The following is a 16,665-nucleotide window of genomic DNA, read 5'->3' on the forward strand; positions in this document are numbered from 1 at the left end:
CTTGTGGAGCCGAGTGGCTTCGCACCAAAGGAAGGAAACACAGTGGACACCACCACTCTCGCCGAGGTCTCGGGTAACGTCGCGACCATCGGATACGGCCTCGCCGCAATCGGCCCCGGCATCGGCCTGGGCATCCTGATTGGTAAGACCATCGAGGGCATGGCTCGCCAGCCCGAGGTTGCGGGCCAGCTCCGTACCACGATGTTCATCGGTGTGGCCTTCGTTGAGGTGCTCGCGCTCCTCGGCCTCATCACCGGCTTCCTCTTCACGTAATGCTCACCCTAAGCAACATCGTGTTGGCGGAACCTGAGGCGACTTACAACCCGATTCTGCCCGCGAACTACGACATCCTGTGGTCGACGGTTATCTTCGTCGTCCTGGTGATCGTGTTCGTGAAAGTCATCCTTCCTAAGTTGCAGGTCGTGTTCGATGAGCGCGCTGCGCTGATCGAGGGCGGTATCTCGAAGGCTGAGAAGGCACAGGCTGAGGCGGCGGCTGCTCTTGAGGAGTACACCGCACAGCTGACCGAGGCACGCGCCGAGGCAGCGCGCATCCGCGAGGACGCACGCGCCGAGGCCACTCAGATCCTGAGTGAGTCGCGTGACAAGGCTTCGCACGAGGCTGAACGCATCGCCACGTCTGCGCAGAAGCAGATCGAGGCGGAGCGTCAGCAGGCAGTCGTGTCGTTGCGTGCCGAGGTGGGCTCGCTCGCCACGGAGCTCGCTTCGAAGATCGTGGGCGAGGCACTGGCTGACGACGCTCGTCAGCAGCGCATCGTCAACGGCTTCCTCGACGACCTTGAATCCACGGTAAAGGCGGAGGCGTAAGTCTGATGCGAGGAACGAGTCAGGCGTCTCACGACGCCGTACTGCGGGAATTCGAGCTTGTCCTGTCCGCAGGAGGCAAGGATGGCCTGAGCATTGGCGATCAGCTCTTCTCGGTTGTCGACGCTCTCGACTCCTCTGGCTCGTTGCGCCGTGCCCTGACGGACCCGGCGCGCCCTGGCACTGACAAGGGCGATCTGGTCACTTCACTGTTCGGCAAGCTCGACGTGCGGGTCCAGGACATCCTGGTCTCGCTCGTTACGGCGCGCTGGTCTGAGGAGCAGGACCTGGCCCAGTCGATCGAGGATGCTGGCGTCGCTGCAGTGCTTGCGTACGCCGAGTCAGCGGGGAGCCTGGTCGAAGTCGAGGAGCAGCTGTTCCGCGTCGAGCGACTCCTGAGCGGCGAGCGCGAACTCTTGGTGGCAATGAGCAATCGCTCGGCTACCAAGGAGGCGCGCCTTGCGCTGCTCGACGGCGTCCTGGGTGGAAAGCTCACCCCGGTAAGTCAGGCACTTCTCACGCGGGCAGTCGGGATGCCGCGAGAGCGTCGCCTGGTACCTGCGCTCGAGGCGTTCATCGATGCAGCTGCGGAGCGCCGCAACCGTTCGGTTGCGAACGTCACCGCCGCTGTCGAGCTCAGCGCGGCGCAGCGCCAGCGACTGGCGGGCATCCTGTCGGATGCCTACGGCCGCGACGTACAAATTAACGTTGCCGTTGACCCCGAGGTCATCGGCGGTATGCGAGTTCAAGTGGGGTCGGAGGTCGTGGACGGTACTATCCTCGCCCGACTCGACCAGGCACGACGACGACTTGTCGGCTAACACCGACCAATCTCCGCTAACGCGGAACTGACAGGAGAGATGTAATGGCTGAGTTGACGATCAGTCCCGACGAGATTCGGGCGGCGCTCGACAGCTACGTGAAGTCGTACGAGCCCAAGGGAATCGTGACCGAAGAAGTCGGTCAGGTAACCCAAGCGGGCGACGGCATCGCGCAGGTCGAGGGACTTCCCGGCTGCATGGCCAACGAGCTGCTTCGCTTTGAAGACGGCACGCTTGGCCTAGCGCTCAACCTCGACGTCCGCACCATCGGAGTGGTGGTGCTCGGTGAGTTCACTGGCGTCGAAGAGGGCCAGGTTGTCCAGCGCACCGGCGAGGTTCTCTCCGTCCCGGTTGGCGAGGGTTACCTCGGTCGCGTTGTCGACCCGCTCGGTGAGCCCATCGACGGCCTCGGCGAGATCGAGACCGATGGCCGCCGCGCACTCGAGCTTCAGGCTCCCGGCGTCATGGACCGCAAGTCTGTGCACGAGCCGATGCAGACCGGCCTCAAGGCTATTGACGCCATGGTGCCGATCGGTCGCGGCCAGCGCCAGCTGATCATCGGTGACCGCCAGACGGGTAAGACCGCCATCGCGATCGACACGATCATCAACCAGAAGGCGAACTGGGAAACCGGCGACCCGACCAAGCAGGTTCGCTGCATCTACGTCGCCATCGGTCAGAAGGGTTCCACCATCGCTTCGGTGCGTGGCGCCCTCGAAGAGGCTGGCGCGCTCGAGTACACGACCATCGTCGCGTCTCCCGCATCGGACCCCGCAGGCTTCAAGTACCTCGCCCCCTACACCGGTTCGGCTATCGGCCAGCACTGGATGTACTCCGGCAAGCACGTCCTCATCGTCTTCGACGACCTGTCCAAGCAGGCCGAGGCATACCGCGCCGTATCGCTGCTGCTGCGCCGCCCGCCGGGCCGCGAGGCTTACCCGGGCGACGTCTTCTACTTGCACTCTCGCCTCCTCGAGCGTTGTGCGAAGCTCTCCGACGAGATGGGCGCTGGCTCGATGACCGGTCTCCCGGTTATTGAGACCAAGGCGAACGACGTTTCCGCCTACATCCCGACCAACGTGATCTCGATCACCGACGGTCAGATCTTCCTTCAGTCGGACCTGTTCAACGCCAACCAGCGCCCCGCAGTCGACGTCGGTATCTCGGTGTCACGCGTCGGTGGTTCGGCACAGATCAAGGCCATGAAGAAGGTCTCCGGAACGCTGAAGATCGACCTGGCGCAGTACCGCTCCCTCGAGGCCTTCGCGATGTTCGCATCCGACCTCGACGCGGCCTCTCGCCAGCAGCTCACCCGTGGTGCGCGTCTCATGGAGCTGCTCAAGCAGCCCCAGTACACGCCGTACCCCGCGGAGGAGCAGGTCGTCTCGATCTGGGCCGGGACCAAGGGCAAGCTCGACGAGATCCCTGTCGCCGACGTACTGCGCTTCGAGCGCGAGCTCATCGACCACCTGCGTCGCAACACCTCGGTGTTGACCGACATCGCCTCGAGCGGAAAGCTCGAAGACGACACTCAGGCGGCCCTCGAGACCGCGGTCGACGACTACGTGTCGACCTTCCTGCAGACCGAGGGCACTGAGCTCTCGACCGACTCCTCTGTCGCCGATGGCGAGGGCGTGGCTGTCGAGCAGGAGACTATCGTCTTGAAGAAGAAGTAGCCGATGGGTGGGCAGCAGCGCGTCTACCGACAGCGGATTCGGTCGACACAGTCGCTGAAGAAGATCTTCCGTGCGATGGAGCTCATTGCGGCTTCACGCATCGGTAAGGCGCGCGCCCGTGTAATTTCGGCCGCGCCATACTCGCAGGCGATCACGCGTGCGATCAGCGCTGTGGCATTGCACTCGACCGTTAAGCACCCGCTGACGAGCAAGCGCACGGACACCAACAGGGTTGCGGTTCTCGCCATTAGCTCGGACCGCGGTATGGCGGGCGCCTACTCGGCGAACGTCATTCGCGAGGCCGAGCGGTTGCGTACGCGCTTGATGAAGGACGGCAAGGAGGTCGTGCAGTTCGTTGCCGGCCGCCGCGCACTGTCGTACTACAACTTCCGCAACCGCGAGATCGCGGGTGAGTGGACCGGCGCGTCCGACGCCCCCGAGATCAGAGTGGCGAAGGAAATCGCACAGGCACTGTTCCACGCCTTCGAGGCCGATGTTGAGGACGGCGGAGTGAGCGAGATCCACGTCGTCTTTACTCACTTCACGTCCATGGTTACCCAGGAACCGCGCGTCATTCGGTTGCTACCTCTCGAGATCGTCGAGGGCGTGGCAGAGTCCGATGCCGAGGTGGAGCCGCTTTACGAGTTCGAGCCGTCGTCTGAAGACGTGCTGGACGCGTTGCTACCCCGCTACATCGAGTCCCGTATTTACAGCTGCCTTCTCCAGGCGGCTGCGTCTGAACTTGCTTCGCGTCAGCGTGCAATGAACACGGCCACCACTAACGCCGAAGACATCATTCGTCAGTACACCAGGCTCGCCAACTCGGCGCGTCAGTCTGAGATTACCCAGGAAATCAGCGAGATTGTCTCGGGCGCCGACGCGCTCGCGGCCTCGTGACCGGAAGCGAGAGACACATGACTCCCACTGCGAAGCCCGCCGCTAACAAAGCGCCGGCCAAGAAGGCACCCGCGGCGAAGACGCCTGCGGCCAAGAAGCCCGTGGCTAAGAAGCCCGCGGCTGCCACGAGCGCACCCACGGAGGCCGTTGTCGGTCGCGTGGCTCGCGTTATTGGCCCGGTCGTCGACATCGAGTTCCCCTCGGACGCGATTCCCGACATCTACAACGCGCTCACCACTGAGGTCGACCTGTCGGCTCAGGGCGAGGGCGAGGGTGGCGGTATCCTCCACATGACGCTCGAGGTTGCCTTGCACCTCGGCGACAACATGGTGCGTGCCGTTGCGCTCAAGCCCACCGACGGCCTCGTGCGCGGCGCCATCGTGAAGGACACGGGTGCCCCCATCTCCGTGCCAGTTGGCGACATCACCAAGGGTCACGTGTTCAACGTCACCGGTGAGGTCCTGAACCTCGAAGAGGGCGAGACGCTGGAGATCGGCGAAACTTGGCCGATTCACCGTAAGCCCCCGGCATTCGACCAGCTCGAGTCCAAGACCTCCATGTTCGAGACCGGCATCAAGGTCATCGACCTGCTGACGCCGTACGTCGAGGGTGGAAAGATCGGCCTCTTCGGTGGTGCCGGTGTTGGTAAGACCGTCCTGATCCAGGAAATGATCTACCGCGTGGCCAATAACCACAACGGTGTGTCAGTGTTCGCCGGTGTCGGTGAGCGCACCCGTGAGGGTAACGACCTGATCGCGGAAATGACCGAGTCGGGCGTCATCAAGCAGACCGCGCTTGTGTTCGGCCAGATGGATGAGCCGCCGGGAGTGCGTCTTCGTGTCGCTCTGTCCGCGCTGACCATGGCGGAGTACTTCCGCGATGTTCAGAAGCAGGACGTGTTGCTCTTCATCGACAACATCTTCCGCTTCACGCAGGCCGGTTCCGAGGTGTCGACCCTGCTGGGCCGCATGCCCTCCGCCGTGGGCTACCAGCCCAACCTTGCTGACGAGATGGGTCAGCTCCAGGAGCGCATCACGTCGACGCGTGGTCACTCGATCACGTCGCTGCAGGCCATCTACGTGCCCGCGGATGACTACACCGACCCGGCTCCGGCCACGACGTTCGCTCACCTCGACGCTACGACCGAGCTCAGCCGTGAGATCGCCTCGCGCGGTCTGTATCCCGCAGTGGACCCGTTGACCTCGTCATCGCGTATTCTCGACCCGCGCTACGTGGGCCGCGAGCACTACGACACCGCCACGGACGTCAAGACGATCCTGCAGCGCAACAAGGAGCTTCAGGACATCATCGCCATCCTCGGTGTCGACGAGCTCTCCGAGGACGACAAGATCATCGTCGCCCGTGCTCGCAAGATCCAGCAGTTCCTGTCGCAGAACACCTACATGGCTGAGCAGTTCACCGGCGTCGCCGGCTCGACCGTTCCGCTGACCGAGACCGTCGAGGCCTTCAGCGGCATCGTCAACGGTAAGTACGACAACATCTCGGAGCAGGCGTTCTTCAACATCGGTGGTCTCGAAGACCTCGAGAAGAACTGGGCGCGTATCCAGAAGGAGATCGGCTAAGTCATGGCCGATGCACTCACAGTCGACATCGTCGGCCCGGACAGCGTCTTGTGGTCCGGGACGGCGAAGAGCGTCACCGTTCCCACTGTCGAAGGCGAAATTGGCCTGCTGTCGGGCCACGTGCCGGTGCTGTCCGTGCTGCGGCACGGCAGCGTGCGCGTTCACGCTTCGCAGGGTGACCCGCGCTCGCTCGACATCATCGGTGGGTTCGTCTCCTTCGACCACGACGTCGTGACCATTGTCGCGGACCTGGCTGACGAGTCCGACGAGAAGTAGCCGATGCGAGTTGTGATCGCTCGCTGTGCCGCGAGGTACAGCGGGCGGCTCAACGCCCACCTGCCGCTGGCAACCCGGGTCATCATGGTCAAGGCCGATGGCTCGGTGTTGCTGCACTCGGACGGCGGCTCGTACAAGCCGCTGAACTGGATGAGCCCGCCGTGCTCGCTGCGCGTCGGCGCGCCCGACCCTGAGCAGTCCGATGCCGGCGTCGCCGAGGTCTGGGCTGTCCAGCACGACAAGTCCGACGACCGGCTCGAGATCGAGATCTACGAGATCCTCGCCGATGCCCAGCATGAGCTCGGCACTGACCCCGGCCTGATCAAGGACGGCGTCGAGGCGCACCTGCAGGAGTTGCTTGCCGAGCAGGTAGGACTGCTCGGAATCGGCCACACGCTGGTGCGCCGCGAGTTCCCCACGGCCATCGGGCCCGTGGATATCCTCGCGCGCACTAAGACCGGTTCCACCGTGGCCATCGAGATCAAGCGCCGCGGCGACATCGACGGCGTCGAGCAGCTCACGCGCTACCTCGAGCTCCTCAACCGCGACCCGCTGCTCAGCCCCGTCGAGGGCGTGTTCGCGGCACAGGAGATCAAGCCGCAGGCTCGTGTCCTCGCAGAGGATCGCGGCATTCGCTGCCTAGTCCTCGACTACGAGGCGATGCGCGGCGTCGACACCTCGTCGACTCGCCTGTTCTAGCCTCAGTATTTCCTAGGATTGTGGGAATATCCCCACACTGCCTATAGTGGACTTATTCCCACATTGATAAAAGTGGGTTTATACCCACACCTGGAGGCGTCGATGCCGTCATTGCCCGTCCGCAAGCCCGCCGACCTCGCCGCCGTGATTCGTGCCGCGCGCGAGGACGCAGGCCTGAGCCAGGTCGAATTGGCTGACCGCCTGGCGTTTTCCCGCGACTACATGATCGATCTAGAGTCTGCGAAGTCGAACCTCTACGTGACGCGGCTCTTTCGTACCCTCCATGAGTTGGGCGTTACCCTGACCCTCGAGTACGGGGATGATGATGTCCGCGCTTGAATTGTTTCTCCACGACGCCTATGTCGGAACGGTGGAGGCCGCGTCCCGCGATCAGACTCGTGTCACGCTCAGCGTCGATGCTGGCTACCGTCAGGGCGTCCTGTTGAGTGAGTCGTTCGCCACAATGCCCGGCCGCAGCCCAGCCTCGGCGGGCGTCTCTAACTTTCTCGGTGGCTACGTGCCCGAGGGGAATCATCGTGAGCGCATGGCCGCCAAGCGCCGGGTGGACAAGGAGGATCTATTCGCGCTGTTGAGCGAGTTCGGGGGATCCGTCGCCGGTGCGGTCACGCTGAGCAAGCAAGGTGAGCCAGGCACTACTGAACCCGCGTTCGAGCCAGTGAGCGACAGGGAGCTCGCGACGTTGCTCAAACAGGCACTCGACGAAAGTGATCAGGGCATCGCGGACGACAGTCGCTCTACGTTGCCGGGGTATCAACCCAAGGTTCTTGTCGCGCGGTTCGATGGTCAGTGGTTTCAGCCGCACGGTGGCGCTCACTCGACTCACATACTGAAGCCGCAGGTGCCGTCCCGGCCGCATCGGATATACGACGAGGCCTACAGCCACCAGCTCACTCGGCACATGGGTCTATCCCGGTTCGGTAGCGAAGTACGGACCGCCGGCCGCATGACGTACCTCGAGATCGAGAGGTTCGACCGGACCATTCGAGGGGATCGGGTATTGCTGCATCACCAAGAGGATCTGGCTCAAGCGCTCGGCTTGGACTGGCGCAACACGGAGGTGAAGTTCCAGGAGCGCAATTGGCCTGCGGATCCCAAGCGAGCGTCGGCCCAGCGCGTGGGGGAGTTGCTCGGGTCGATCCCAGGGGGTCAAGCTGCAGTCGAGGCGTGGGTGCGCCAACTCACCTATCACGTGGCCATAGGCAACAACGATGCTCATGCAAAGAATCTCGCCCTGATGCACCTCGCGACGGGCACAGAGCTGACCCAGGTCTACGACGCCGTTCCCAACCTGTTTCAGGAGGGCATCGTGAATTGGGACCTGGCGCTTGCCGTGGATGGGGAGTTTGACCAACGCCGGATGTCGACCGAGGGAATTCTTGCCGAGGTGGCCACCTGGGGCGTAATCGCGGCGACGCGCGCGGAGGCGCTCGTCGCAGAAACGCTCACTTCGTTGGACGAAGCGCTGAGCGTGGTTGAGCCCGACAAAGACGCCTCACCGGGCATGGTCGAGCGACTGCAGTGGAACGTGACCCGGCTGCTAGGCGGCACGCAGATCAGTGAGCCCAAAAGGTGACCTACCGCAGCGCCACTAGTCCTGGGGCTTGAGGCGGAAGAAGCCGGCCTGCCAGGGCTGCAGGTCTCCCGGCGCGGGGCACTCCTTCCAGCCCAATGGCGAAACGTGCGAGACGTACTTGTCGCCAATCTGCGCCAACCCGCGGCGGTAGGACAACAGCGTGGTGTGGCCGGCAGCCACTCCTTCCCGGACGCGCACTCGCCACTGCTCGTGCATGCACCAGGTTTCGACGTGGCTGAGGGCGTCCGCGGGCGCTACCAGGATTCCGGTTGCGTGTTCGCCGAGGAATACGACGGGCTCGGGTGCGCCGGCCTCGCGGGCCAAGCGGAACTGGATGGGGTGCAGGGCGTGGCCCGAGGCCGAGCGCCTGCAAGTGATGACGTCGCCGTCAGTCATGGCTGTCTCTCTTCTGTCCGGTGTTCCCCGCGATGAGTTCACGCGGGGCGGATCTTCCTCCGGGGGCACCGCGCCGGAACGCGGTTGCCAGTCGACCTGCCGGAGGGCTTGTGGCCGAGCTTCATAATCCACCTCAAACTCTAGGGCGGGGGACTGACAACCGCGCTTCGATCCGCGAGGGCCTGCTCGATCAGCGACTTGGCGCGGGCGTAGCGACTGCGCACGGTGGATGGCGCCACGTCCTCGAGGATCGCGATCTCCGCCAGAGTGAAGCCCTCCCAGTGGACCAGCCTGACCACCTCGGCAAGCTCTGCGGGTAGCCGCGCAATGGCGTCCCGGACAGCGAGTCCAGCGTCCGCTGCGGGCGAGTTCGTCGCCGTCCTACCCGAGATTGCCCGCAGGCGATCCGCGAGGCGCTGCCTGCGCACCTGACCACGGACGGCGTTCGCCAACACCCCCTTGGCGATGCCGAACAGCCACATGCGCGCCTGCTCGGGGTCCCGGGGCAGGTCCTTCTCCCTGCGCCATGCGACCGTCAGGGTCTCGGTGAGCAGGTCGGGGGCATCGTCCAGGCCGATGCGGCGCTCGAGGTAGCGCAGCAGGTCGCCCGCGTTGGCGTCTAGCTCGGTGACGAGGTCACTCATCGTTCGAGGCGAGCCGGTTGGCGTCATACTCAGACAGCGCTCTGCCCGGGCAGTTGTATTCGCCTTCCCAGTTGATTCCGTCGCGATCTATGTTTTGAGTTTCTAGGTCAGCCAGCATCGCGTCGGCCGCCGCGGTTCCTACTGCGATCTCGTAAGCGCTGTCGTCGCTCCAGTACGGCGTTCCTGGGCCGCCGTCGACGACGGTGCCGTTCTCCAGATGTTGAGTGAAGGTATCCGACTCGTATTCGCTCAGCGCTGATTGAATGTCGAGCGTTTCTACGAGATTCGGCTGTGCCATGAAGGCCTCGGCTGCTCTGACGGCGTCCGCGTCCCCCTTGAAGTTTCCGATGATTCCCGTGCACACGGCGCCGCTCGGCAGCGTGTAGGTAATCTCGGCCGCGGCATCGTCCGCCCACGGCGAATGCCAGTCGAACGCGCTGGCTGCGGCCGCACCGCCGATTCCGAGTGCCAGCACCCCTGCGATACTGCCGATCACCACCGACCTGCGATGCCGGGTTGTTGGCGGGGGAGCGGTCTCGCGCGCCAACGCCTGCAGCGCTGCCGCGCTTTGGACTGTGCTGGGGCTCGTGGGTGGCTCGCTCGCGTCGAGCTGGTGATCAAGCGGAGAGTCCCCGCGTAGGTCGTCGGTCATGGCTGCCTCATCTCAGTTGGTCGTCATCGGGTACATGTCCGGACAACAACGCTTTGACGAGAGAGTTTTTCTAGAAGCCCCATCAAAGCGAACCGACCCGACTTACCGGGCCACAGCATCGGCCGCCGCTAGTGCCTTGCTAGTCCTGAGCGGCGTTGAACTGACCCGCGTCGACAACCTCGCCGACGAGACGCTCGATGACATCCTCGAGCATCGCAGCGCCTACTACGGTGCCCTCGGAGTCGCGAACCATCGCGATGTGCGTGCCACGTGCCTGCATCGCGGTGAGCGCCTCCTCCAAGGAGTCATCGACTGAGATGAAGGTCAGCTGGCGAATGTTGTCGACTGGGACCGGCTTGGTTGCGCTCCCGCGGGGCACCACCACGAAGTCCTTGAGATGCAGGTAGCCAACGTAGTCGCCGTCGGCATCGACCATAGGAAAGCGCGAGAAGCCGGTCCGCACGCACTCCTGATGCGCAAGCTTTGGCGTCGCGTCGGCGGGCAGCGTCACCAGTTCGGACGCGGGCGTAAGCACGTCCCCGACGGTCTCGAAGCTCAGGGAAATCGAGCCCGCCATGACGCGGTGCTCGTGCTCGTCCAGGAGACCTTCCTCTCGTGACTCGGCGACGAAGGCGGACACCTGGTCCACGTTGAAGGCGCTCTCCACCTCGCTAATGGGCTTGACGCCTATCAGCTTCAGCACGCCGTTGGAGAACCAGTTGAGCATGTAGATCAGCGGCTTGAGCGCCATCACGATGCCGTACATGGGCGGTCCCAGGACGATCGCGGACCGCTCGGGGCTCGCAATGGCCATGTTCTTGGGCACCATCTCGCCCAGGACCATGTGAAGTGCGACGACGATCGCCAGCGCCAGCACAAAAGAGACCCCGTGTAGCCACGCTCCGGTGATACCGATGGCAGCCAGCGGCTTCTCGAGCAGGTGGGCTACGGCGGGCTCGCCCAGCGCACCGAGGCCCAGGGAGCACATCGTGATTCCGAGTTGAGCGCCCGCCATCATCAGCGAGACGTTGTCCATGGCGCGGACCGCGATGCGGGCCGCCCAGGAACCCTCGGCCGCGCGCGGCTCGATCTGCGTGCGCCGCGCGGAGATCAACGCGAATTCGGCGCCCACGAAGAACGCGTTGCCGGCCAGGAGTAGTAGCGCGAGGAGTATCGCGACGTAGTCAGGCATCCGACGCCCCCTTTCGCTTGTTGGACGCGGTGGCGGCCTGATCGCTCGTTTCCGACTCGACGGGAACGACGGCAAACACCAGTCGATCAACTCGATGCCCGTCGACGCGCGTCACTGTGAGGCGCACGACCACGGGGGTGGTGAGGTCGTCCTCGTCACGGTTCTCGAGGTCACGGGCGTCCACCTCCACGGAATCGCCGACCTTGGGGAAGCGTTCGAGCCTCTCCGTCAGCAAGCCGCCCAGCGTGTCAGACTCGCGGGCCTCCTCCATCTCGACGTGGGCGATGTCGCCCGCCTCGTCGGGGCGCAGCAGTCCTGACAGCGACCAGCGTCGCTCGCCGATGCGGCGGAAGCGCGCCACCGGCTGGTCCTGCTCGTCCTCGATCTCGCCGACCAGTTCCTCGACCAGATCCTCGAGCGTGACGATGCCGTCCGTGCCGCCGTATTCGTCGACGACGACGGCCACCTGCACTCCCGTCCTCAGCGCATCGAGCACTGCGGACAGGGGCATGGTGGAGGGCACGTGCGCGACGGGAAGGCAAATATCCTTCACGGTGGTGGACTTGCGCTGCCGCACGGGTACCGCGAGTGCCGCCTTGAAGTGCGCCACCCCCACAATTTGATCGACGTTCTCGCCGATGACGGGGAAGCGCGCGTGGCCGGTGCGAGACGCGGTCAGGAGCATGTCGGCGACGGAGTCGTCGGCCTCCATGAAGTGCACGCGGGTCCGCGGAGTCATCGCGTCGGAGGCTGTCCTGTCCTTCATGTCCGCGGCGTGCGCGAGTCGACGTGCCACGCGCGGTTCTAGAGTCCCTTGGGCGGCCGAGCGCTGGGCGAGGGAGTCCAATTCCTGCGCCGAGCGGGCGGACGCGAGTTCCTCGCGGGGCTCCATACCGAATGCCCTGACAATGCGATTGGCGGAACCGTTGAGTACCCGGATGAGCGGGCCGGCGAACCAGGTGAAGCCCCGGTTGGCTCCGGCGACGGCTCGGCCCACGCGCATGGGCTCCGCGATCGCCCAGTTCTTGGGTACTAGCTCGCCAAAGACCATCTGCGTCACCGTGGCGAGGATGAACGCCGCCGCGAGTGACACGGCGAGTGCGGAACTCTCCGGCAACCCCACGCTCTCCAGCGGGCCGCGAATCAGGGTTGCGATGGACGGCTCGGCGATGAATCCCACCATCAGCGAGGTGACCGTGATGCCCAGTTGGGCGCCCGACAGCTCGGTGGAGAGCTTCTTGATCCCGGCCTGAAGCGATGCGGCACGCTTGTCCCCGCCCTTGGCGGCCTTGTCGACGCTCGGCCGGTCCACGGTGACGAAGGCGAACTCGGCGGCCACGAAGAGCGCGTTGGCGGCGATGAGGACGAAGGCAAGGAAGAGCAGGAGCCAGGCCTGGGTCATGAATTTCCCCCGATGCGCGGCGCGTTGCGTGGTTCGTGGGCGGTGGGCGGGCGCGTGAAACTATGACCGTCAGGCATGACACGAGGTTACTTCACCACGCCTTGAGCCAGAAACTTTTCAATTTTACTGACCGCTTGGTAGGAAAATCTCGAATCGATTCGGTATCATGGTGCGCATGACAACGACGCCATCCGACTTCCCGGCCGACTTCCTCTTTGGCGCGGCCACCGCCTCCTACCAGATTGAGGGCGGTGTCCACGAGGGCGGCCGCGGCACCTCCATCTGGGACACCTTCTCTGCGCAGCCTGGGGCCGTGGTCGGCGGCGACAACGGCGACGTGGCGTGCGACCACTTCCACAAGTGGGAAGCGGACATCGACATGATGGAAGAGCTGGGCCTGCAGGCCTACCGGTTCTCCATCGCGTGGCCGCGCGTGCAGCCGCTCGGCACCGGCGAGTTTAACGACGAGGGCATCGCGTTCTACCGGGGCATCGTCGACCGTCTCAAGGAAAAGGGCATCAAGCCCTTCATCACGCTGTACCACTGGGACCTGCCCCAGGCGCTCGACGACGACGGCGGATGGCTCAGCCGTGACACGGTCGACGCCTTCGTGGTCTACGCCGAGCGGATGGCGCAGGAGTTCGGCGCCGACGCCGAGATGTGGGCCACATTCAACGAGCCCTGGGTCTCCGCGTTCGTCGGCTATGGCGCGGGCGCACACGCCCCCGGACACGCGGATGACGCTGAGGCACTCGAGGTCGCGCATCACCTCAACCTGGCTCACGCCCGCGCCTACAAGGCCATCAAGGCAGTGTCTCCGGGCGCCCAGGTAGGCATCGTCAACAACTGCCACCTGCCGCGCCCGTGGGACCCGTCGAGCGAGCTGGACCGTGCCGCATCGGCGCACATCGACGCCCTAGCGAACAAGACGTTTCAAGAGCCCTTCACGCACGGCACCTACCCGGCGATTCTGAAGACCAACACGGCCCACCTGACCGACTGGTCGTTTGTACACGCTGGCGACCTCGCGGAGATGAACGGCGCCGTCGACTGGTTCGGAGTCAATTACTACGCTTCGCACCTGGTGCGTCACAACGACCACAAGGGCAAGGAGCAGTCCAAGCTCGCGACCCTGGCCGACGGACACAAGGCTGGCGCGAACTCCCCGTGGCCCGGCGACGAGCAGATTGAGTTCATGCCGCCCGCCGGCAAGATCACGACGATGGGTTGGAACGTCGACCCCTCCGGGATGCACGCCCACCTACTCAAGATCCACCGCGAGACGGGCAAGCCCCTGTACGTCACGGAGAACGGTTCGGCCTGGGATGACCAGGTTGACTCCGACGGCCGCGTGCGCGACTCGGACCGCGTCGAGTACTTCAACGGGCACATCGACGCCGTTCGCAAGGCGATCGCCGAAGGCGCCGACGTGCGCGGTTACATGGCGTGGTCGCTCATGGACAATTTCGAGTGGGCGCAGGGCTACGCCAAGCGCTTTGGCATCGTGTGGGTCGACTACCAGACCCTCGAGCGCCGCTGGAAGGATTCTGCGTACTGGTACGCGGAGACCATCCGCCGCCGCGCCGTGGTCCCCATCGAGCAGACCGAGTCGCTGGTGTCCACCCCTCCCCGCACAATCTAGCCCGCAGTACGGAGCCGGCGCGGGAATGGGCCCGCGCCGGGACCGTCCACTATCGGCACCCGGACCCACCGCGTAGACTCGCAGCATGCCGTCCAAGCGCCGTTCCACTAAGCGTCCCTACGGGCAGCCGCACCCCGAGTTCGACGCGAACCGCGGTCGAGGCGGTGGCGCCCGTAGCGAGACTGGTCCCGGCGGCGAAGAGTATCTGGTGGCCGTGCCGCACCCCACGGACAAGACCTACGTGTGCCCTAGCTGCGGACGGGATATCCCTCCCCAGACTGCGCACCTGGTCGCGTGGGCGGCGGACGGGCTGTTCGGGCCAGAGGCCGCGGCGGCCGATCGCAGGCACTGGCACACCCGCTGTTGGGAAACGTTTGGCCGCAGTCGTGGCTAGGAATCGGGGATTCGGTGGCTGAGCAGCTCGATTTTGAGGAATTGCGGTCGATGTCGGTGCTGCCCGCGCAGCGCGAGGACATCACGCTAATGACCGAGGACGGGCTCACGCTGGTGGGCGAGTTGTCCCTGCCGAGCTCCGGCAAGATCTCCGCGACCCTGATCACGCTCCACCCGCTGCCCACGCACGGCGGCTTCATGGACTCTCACGTATTCCGCAAGGCGGCGTGGCGGCTCCCGTATCTGGCGGACATCGCCGTACTCCGGTTCAACACCCGCGGCACGTCGTCTCCGCGCGGCACCTCCGAGGGCGCGTTCGGCGAGGGAGTGGGGGAGGCGGCCGATGTTCGCGCCGCAGTGGACTTCGCGGTCGCCCGCGGACTGACCAACCGCTGGCTGGTGGGCTGGAGTTTTGGAACTGAACTCGCGCTGATGCACGGAGCCGACCTGGACGTCAAGGGCGCGATCCTGCTCTCCCCGCCGCTGCATCGGGCACAACCGAGCGATCTGGAGCGCTGGGCAGCGACGGGCAAGCCGGTGACGGCTCTGGTCCCGGAGTTGGACGACTTCTTGCAGCCCGACGAGGCGCGCGAGCGCTTCACCCCGCTGACTCAACTGGAACTAGTTCCCGTCGAGGGAGCCAAGCACCTGTGGGTGGGCGAAAAGTACGTCAGGATAGTCCTGGACGCCATCACCGCACGAGTGGCACCGGGCCGCTCGCCTCTTCCCGACCGCGTACCTACGGAGGACGTCGCATGACCGCACTGCTACCCACCGGCTCACCCATCGTCTTGCTCAACGCGTTTCCCGTCGATCGCTCGCAATGGGACCCCCTCATCGACCTGCTGGCCGACTACGACGGCGACATTATCGCCTTCGATATGCCGGGCATCGGCGAGATGCCGCTGCCCGACGAGGAACCGTCCCTCGACCTGATCGCTGACGCCGCCGTGGTGGCCATGCGCGAGGCGACCGGCCACGACCGCGCCATCTGGGTGGGTTGTTCGATGGGCGGCTACGTCGCGATGTCGGTCGCGGAGCGCCACCCTGGCGCGATCGCGGGACTGGCGTTGCTGGATACCCGCAGTACCGCCGATGACGAGGCGGGGGTGGCCAAAAGGCTCGCCCTCGCGGAGAGCCTGGACGGGCACTCGAGCGCGGCGGACCCTGTCGGCATGGCCGAGGGGCTCGTGGGCACCACTGGAGACGAGCGCGAGCGGCTCGTCACGCAGGTAGCGGAGAACATCGCGCGCCACTCGGGCGACGGAATCGCGTGGGGTCAGCGGGCCATGGCGGCGCGTCCCACGCGCACGGAGGCGCTGCGCACCGTGAGCGCGCCCGCAGTCGTGATCGTGGGGGAATTCGACGCGATCACCGGTACAGAGCATGCGGCTGTCATGGCCGAGGCGCTTGGCGTCGACGTGACCGTCATTGCCGGCGTGGGGCACCTGAGTGCGCTAGAGGCGCCGCAGGCCGTGTACGACGCGATCGCGCCGCTGCTCAGCGCCTAAGCGGCTAAACGACTAAGCGCTGGGCCAGTGCGACCCGCACTACCACGCGTTGCCGCCGGCCAGCCGCTTAGCGAGCGCCGTCGCGATTGGCATGGACTCGCCGTCGCGCCCGCCCTTGCCCAGTTCGAGCGGCGGGGGAGACGGCTCGACCGTGGTGCCCGTGAACCGCGACATGAATCGCGGGGGAGCGGTCAGCACGTAAAATTCGCCCGCGGCGTCCACCCCTACCGAACGGTCGTGCTTGAGGTACCAGCCAGTGACGTTGGTGCGGTAGCGAGATCCGCCGTCGTACGAGCGGGCGGTCAACACCTCGGCAGTGATGCCCGCGGCTGTCGCATCTGCCGCGAACTGCGCGATCAGCACCGCCGCCTGGCGCGACTCGCTGGCCTCGCGGCGAGCGAGCGCGTCTGCCTTCCGCAGCGCGGCGTCGCCCCTCGTCTCAGACCACTGCGAGTCGGTCACC

The 16,665-nt window shown here is 65.2% G+C and carries 20 protein-coding genes and 1 riboswitch; of the genes, 14 read left to right on the top strand and 6 right to left on the bottom strand.

What is annotated here, in order from left to right; genetic code table 11:
• The first annotated feature begins 42 nt into the window (after positions 1-42).
• From ACQU6B_RS03195 to ACQU6B_RS03240, 10 genes are all read left to right on the top strand, one after another.
• Positions 43-273, top strand: a complete 231-nt coding sequence (locus ACQU6B_RS03195; protein ID WP_061962703.1) for an ATP synthase F0 subunit C — start codon at positions 43-45, stop codon at positions 271-273.
• Positions 273-827: a F0F1 ATP synthase subunit B gene (locus ACQU6B_RS03200; RefSeq protein WP_430868602.1), complete on the top strand. Its 555-nt coding sequence runs from the start codon at positions 273-275 to the stop codon at positions 825-827. The genes ACQU6B_RS03195 and ACQU6B_RS03200 overlap by 1 nt, the downstream gene beginning before the upstream one ends.
• Before the next feature lie 5 nt (positions 828-832).
• On the top strand, positions 833-1,645 hold the full coding sequence (locus tag ACQU6B_RS03205) for a F0F1 ATP synthase subunit delta (protein ID WP_430868603.1): 813 nt from the start codon (positions 833-835) through the stop codon (positions 1,643-1,645).
• 44 nt (positions 1,646-1,689) lie between these two features.
• Positions 1,690-3,321 (top strand): F0F1 ATP synthase subunit alpha, encoded by a 1,632-nt coding sequence (gene atpA, locus ACQU6B_RS03210; protein ID WP_430868604.1) that lies wholly within the window; start codon positions 1,690-1,692, stop codon positions 3,319-3,321.
• A gap of 3 nt (positions 3,322-3,324) precedes the next feature.
• On the top strand, positions 3,325-4,218 hold the full coding sequence (locus ACQU6B_RS03215) for a F0F1 ATP synthase subunit gamma (protein WP_430868605.1): 894 nt from the start codon (positions 3,325-3,327) through the stop codon (positions 4,216-4,218).
• Positions 4,219-4,235: 17 nt separating this feature from the next.
• Positions 4,236-5,801, top strand: coding sequence for a F0F1 ATP synthase subunit beta (gene atpD, locus ACQU6B_RS03220; RefSeq protein ID WP_430868606.1), 1,566 nt, complete (start codon positions 4,236-4,238; stop codon positions 5,799-5,801).
• Positions 5,802-5,804: 3 nt separating this feature from the next.
• Complete coding sequence (locus tag ACQU6B_RS03225; RefSeq protein WP_430868607.1) at positions 5,805-6,077, top strand: F0F1 ATP synthase subunit epsilon; 273 nt, start codon at positions 5,805-5,807, stop codon at positions 6,075-6,077.
• A 3-nt stretch (positions 6,078-6,080) separates the two neighbouring features.
• Complete coding sequence (gene nucS / locus ACQU6B_RS03230) at positions 6,081-6,776, top strand: endonuclease NucS (protein ID WP_430868608.1); 696 nt, start codon at positions 6,081-6,083, stop codon at positions 6,774-6,776.
• A gap of 72 nt (positions 6,777-6,848) precedes the next feature.
• Positions 6,849-7,115: a helix-turn-helix domain-containing protein gene (locus tag ACQU6B_RS03235; protein ID WP_430868609.1), complete on the top strand. Its 267-nt coding sequence runs from the start codon at positions 6,849-6,851 to the stop codon at positions 7,113-7,115.
• Complete coding sequence (locus ACQU6B_RS03240) at positions 7,096-8,370, top strand: type II toxin-antitoxin system HipA family toxin (protein WP_430868610.1); 1,275 nt, start codon at positions 7,096-7,098, stop codon at positions 8,368-8,370. Before ACQU6B_RS03235 ends, ACQU6B_RS03240 begins: the two co-directional genes overlap by 20 nt.
• A gap of 15 nt (positions 8,371-8,385) precedes the next feature.
• On the opposite strand, the gene ACQU6B_RS03245 is transcribed toward ACQU6B_RS03240, so the two are convergent.
• The 5 genes from ACQU6B_RS03245 to ACQU6B_RS03265 all read right to left on the bottom strand — a co-directional run bounded on the left by ACQU6B_RS03245 (position 8,386) and on the right by ACQU6B_RS03265 (position 12,656).
• Positions 8,386-8,766: a hypothetical protein gene (locus ACQU6B_RS03245; RefSeq protein WP_430868611.1), complete on the bottom strand. Its 381-nt coding sequence runs from the start codon at positions 8,764-8,766 to the stop codon at positions 8,386-8,388.
• Between the two features lie 14 nt (positions 8,767-8,780).
• Positions 8,781-8,895: riboswitch (SAM riboswitch) on the bottom strand.
• Positions 8,896-8,906: 11 nt separating this feature from the next.
• The gene (locus ACQU6B_RS03250) at positions 8,907-9,410 is read right to left on the bottom strand and encodes an RNA polymerase sigma factor (RefSeq protein WP_430868612.1); all 504 of its coding nucleotides are present in this window, start codon (positions 9,408-9,410) and stop codon (positions 8,907-8,909) included.
• Complete coding sequence (locus tag ACQU6B_RS03255; RefSeq protein WP_430868613.1) at positions 9,403-10,062, bottom strand: hypothetical protein; 660 nt, start codon at positions 10,060-10,062, stop codon at positions 9,403-9,405. Before ACQU6B_RS03255 ends, ACQU6B_RS03250 begins: the two co-directional genes overlap by 8 nt.
• Before the next feature lie 139 nt (positions 10,063-10,201).
• Positions 10,202-11,254 carry a hemolysin family protein gene (locus ACQU6B_RS03260; protein WP_430868614.1) on the bottom strand — a complete coding sequence of 351 codons (1,053 nt, stop codon included), beginning with the start codon at positions 11,252-11,254 and terminating at the stop codon, positions 10,202-10,204.
• Complete coding sequence (locus tag ACQU6B_RS03265) at positions 11,247-12,656, bottom strand: hemolysin family protein (RefSeq protein WP_430868615.1); 1,410 nt, start codon at positions 12,654-12,656, stop codon at positions 11,247-11,249. Before ACQU6B_RS03265 ends, ACQU6B_RS03260 begins: the two co-directional genes overlap by 8 nt.
• A gap of 175 nt (positions 12,657-12,831) precedes the next feature.
• Here ACQU6B_RS03265 and ACQU6B_RS03270 point away from each other — a divergent pair, with 175 nt between their 5' ends.
• The 4 genes from ACQU6B_RS03270 to ACQU6B_RS03285 all read left to right on the top strand — a co-directional run bounded on the left by ACQU6B_RS03270 (position 12,832) and on the right by ACQU6B_RS03285 (position 16,202).
• Positions 12,832-14,298: a glycoside hydrolase family 1 protein gene (locus tag ACQU6B_RS03270; protein WP_430868616.1), complete on the top strand. Its 1,467-nt coding sequence runs from the start codon at positions 12,832-12,834 to the stop codon at positions 14,296-14,298.
• Positions 14,299-14,383: 85 nt separating this feature from the next.
• Positions 14,384-14,692: a hypothetical protein gene (locus ACQU6B_RS03275; protein ID WP_430868617.1), complete on the top strand. Its 309-nt coding sequence runs from the start codon at positions 14,384-14,386 to the stop codon at positions 14,690-14,692.
• 50 nt (positions 14,693-14,742) lie between these two features.
• Positions 14,743-15,450, top strand: a complete 708-nt coding sequence (locus ACQU6B_RS03280; protein ID WP_430869206.1) for an alpha/beta hydrolase — start codon at positions 14,743-14,745, stop codon at positions 15,448-15,450.
• Positions 15,447-16,202, top strand: a complete 756-nt coding sequence (locus ACQU6B_RS03285) for an alpha/beta fold hydrolase (protein WP_430868618.1) — start codon at positions 15,447-15,449, stop codon at positions 16,200-16,202. The genes ACQU6B_RS03280 and ACQU6B_RS03285 overlap by 4 nt, the downstream gene beginning before the upstream one ends.
• A 39-nt stretch (positions 16,203-16,241) precedes the next feature.
• On the opposite strand, the gene ACQU6B_RS03290 is transcribed toward ACQU6B_RS03285, so the two are convergent.
• Positions 16,242-16,664: a hypothetical protein gene (locus ACQU6B_RS03290; protein WP_430868619.1), complete on the bottom strand. Its 423-nt coding sequence runs from the start codon at positions 16,662-16,664 to the stop codon at positions 16,242-16,244.
• Between the last annotated feature and the right edge of the window lies 1 nt (position 16,665).

This window comes from Demequina aurantiaca (assembly GCF_050598105.1).
GTDB lineage: Bacteria > Actinomycetota > Actinomycetes > Actinomycetales > Demequinaceae > Demequina > Demequina aurantiaca_A.